Here is a 1993-nt window from a genome sequence, read left to right as displayed (position 1 = left end):
GGGTTTTCTCGCCGTCGGGCACGGCGATCTTGATCACGGTGAAACCATGTTCCTTGCCGGCTTTTTCGGCGAAGGCCCATTCGGTCTGGAACCAGGGTTCTTCGGCTTGTTTGACCAAAAAGCCGATCTTCACTTCTTCGGCGGCCAGCAACAGGCCGCTCATGCTCAGGGCCGAGACCGCGACGGCGGCACAGCACAGGGAACGCAAACCACGACGACGATTCATACGGGTGACTCCTTGTTGTTGTTTTTAAAGTCTTGGGTTCAGCCAGCAAAGCGGTGACAGGGTTTACCGGGCACATCGACCTCGATGGCAAGCACCGCGCCATCCAGGGGGTGATCGAGGGGGCTGGCGGCGCTGGTGATGTACAGGGTGGTGAGGTGGGGGCCGCCAAACACGCAACTGGTGGGGCGGCTGACGGGCAGTTCGATGATCCGATCCACTTCACCCTCCGGCGTCAGGCGCAGCAGGCAACTGCCGTCCCAGCGTGCGTTCCAGAGATAGCCTTGGCTGTCCATGGCCGAGCCGTCCGGCCCGCCGCGCCCGTGCGGGCCGAACCACACTTGGGCAGGGTCGAGTTGGCCGTTCGGTTGGATCGCATGCCGATACAGCGTGCCGTCCAGGCTGTCGCCGAAATGCACCTGGGCGCCGTCCGCGCTCCACAGCAAGGTGTTGGGAATGCCCAGGCCGTGCAGCAACGGCGTGACCCGCGCATCGGCATCAACGCGAAACAGCCCGCCGGAACGACGCGTGACGGGCAGGTCTTCACCGTGTTCGCCGAGGTTGTTCTGCATGGTGCCCAGCCACAGGCGACCCTGGGCGTCGCAGCGCGCTTCATTGCCCCGGTTGCCCGCGTGCGGGTCGGCCACGCAGAACAGGCGCAAGGCTTCGGTCGCGAGGTTCAGTCGATACACGCCGCTGCTCAAGGTCACCAGCGCATCGCCGCTTTCACACGGGATAAACGCGGAGACATGCTCCGGCAACTGCCAGGTCTGCAATTGCCCGTCCATCAGGCGCAGCGCCTGTTTGCCGGCGATGTCGACCCAATACAGGGCCTGGGAGGGCACGTCCCAGAACGGGCCCTCCCCCAGTTGCGCACGGTGCGCGGTGACGGCGTGAAACGACATGAAGCCTCCTGGATTGTTGTTCTCAGGTGCGCGTTACAGCGCGTCGCGTGACGGCGTGCCATCCACCAGGCGCTGGATACGCAATGGGTTGGCGTTTTTCAACGCGTCGGGCAGCAGGCTGTCCGGGTAGTTCTGGAAACACACCGGGCGCAGGAAGCGGTCGATGGCCAGGCTGCCGACCGAGGTACCCCGCGCATCCGACGTCGCGGGGTACGGGCCGCCGTGGACCATTGCGTCGCACACTTCCACGCCGGTCGGGTAGCCGTTGAGCAGGATACGCCCGACTTTCTGCTCCAGCAGCGGCGTGAGTTCGGCGAACTGCTGCAGGTCGGCCGGCTCGCCGATGATCGTCGCCGTGAGCTGGCCGTGCAGGCCGTGCAAGGCGGCGCTGAGCTGGGCCTGGTCGGCGACTTCGACGAACACCGTGGTGGGGCCGAACACTTCCTCTTGCAGCACTTCATCGCCGTCGATCAGCAAGCTGACATCGGCCTTGAACAACTGCGGCCGCGCCTGATTGCCGGTTTGAGCCTGACCCGCCAGGTGCTGGATGCCGGGATGCGCCAGCAGTGTTTGCAGGCCCTTGCCATAGCTGCTCAAGGTGCCGGCATTGAGCATGGTCTGCGCCGGCTGATCACCGATCAGTTGCGCCACCTGCTGAGTGAACGCGGTGAAGGCCGCTGACGCGATGCCGATCACCAAGCCAGGATTGGTACAAAACTGGCCGCAGCCTTGCACCACCGAGGCGAAATCCAGGTTTGGCCATGACGATGCCCTTATCCGATGTTCGACAGTTTCAGCAGTTGGCGCAGGTCGTTGAGCAAGTCCTTGCCCTTGACCGTCGTGTCGTAGCGCAGCACCAGGTTGC

General features: G+C 64.2%; 1 protein-coding gene and 2 pseudogenes. All 3 read right to left on the bottom strand.

The annotated features are described in order from the left end of the window. A pseudogene (locus tag L9Z73_RS29875) lies at positions 1 to 226 on the bottom strand (arabinose ABC transporter substrate-binding protein); the annotation flags it as partial. A gap of 38 nt (positions 227 to 264) precedes the next feature. Further along, positions 265 to 1128 carry an SMP-30/gluconolactonase/LRE family protein gene (locus L9Z73_RS29870; RefSeq protein WP_247408524.1) on the bottom strand — a complete coding sequence of 288 codons (864 nt, stop codon included), beginning with the start codon at positions 1126 to 1128 and terminating at the stop codon, positions 265 to 267. 33 nt (positions 1129 to 1161) lie between these two features. Then, positions 1162 to 1872, bottom strand: a pseudogene (locus L9Z73_RS29865) (aldehyde dehydrogenase (NADP(+))); the annotation flags it as partial. Positions 1873 to 1993 lie beyond the last annotated feature (121 nt).

Origin of the sequence: Pseudomonas emilianonis, assembly GCF_023072625.1 — a bacterium.
In the GTDB taxonomy this organism is placed as follows: domain Bacteria; phylum Pseudomonadota; class Gammaproteobacteria; order Pseudomonadales; family Pseudomonadaceae; genus Aquipseudomonas; species Aquipseudomonas paraveronii.
This window is presented reverse-complemented; position numbering and strand designations above follow the sequence as displayed.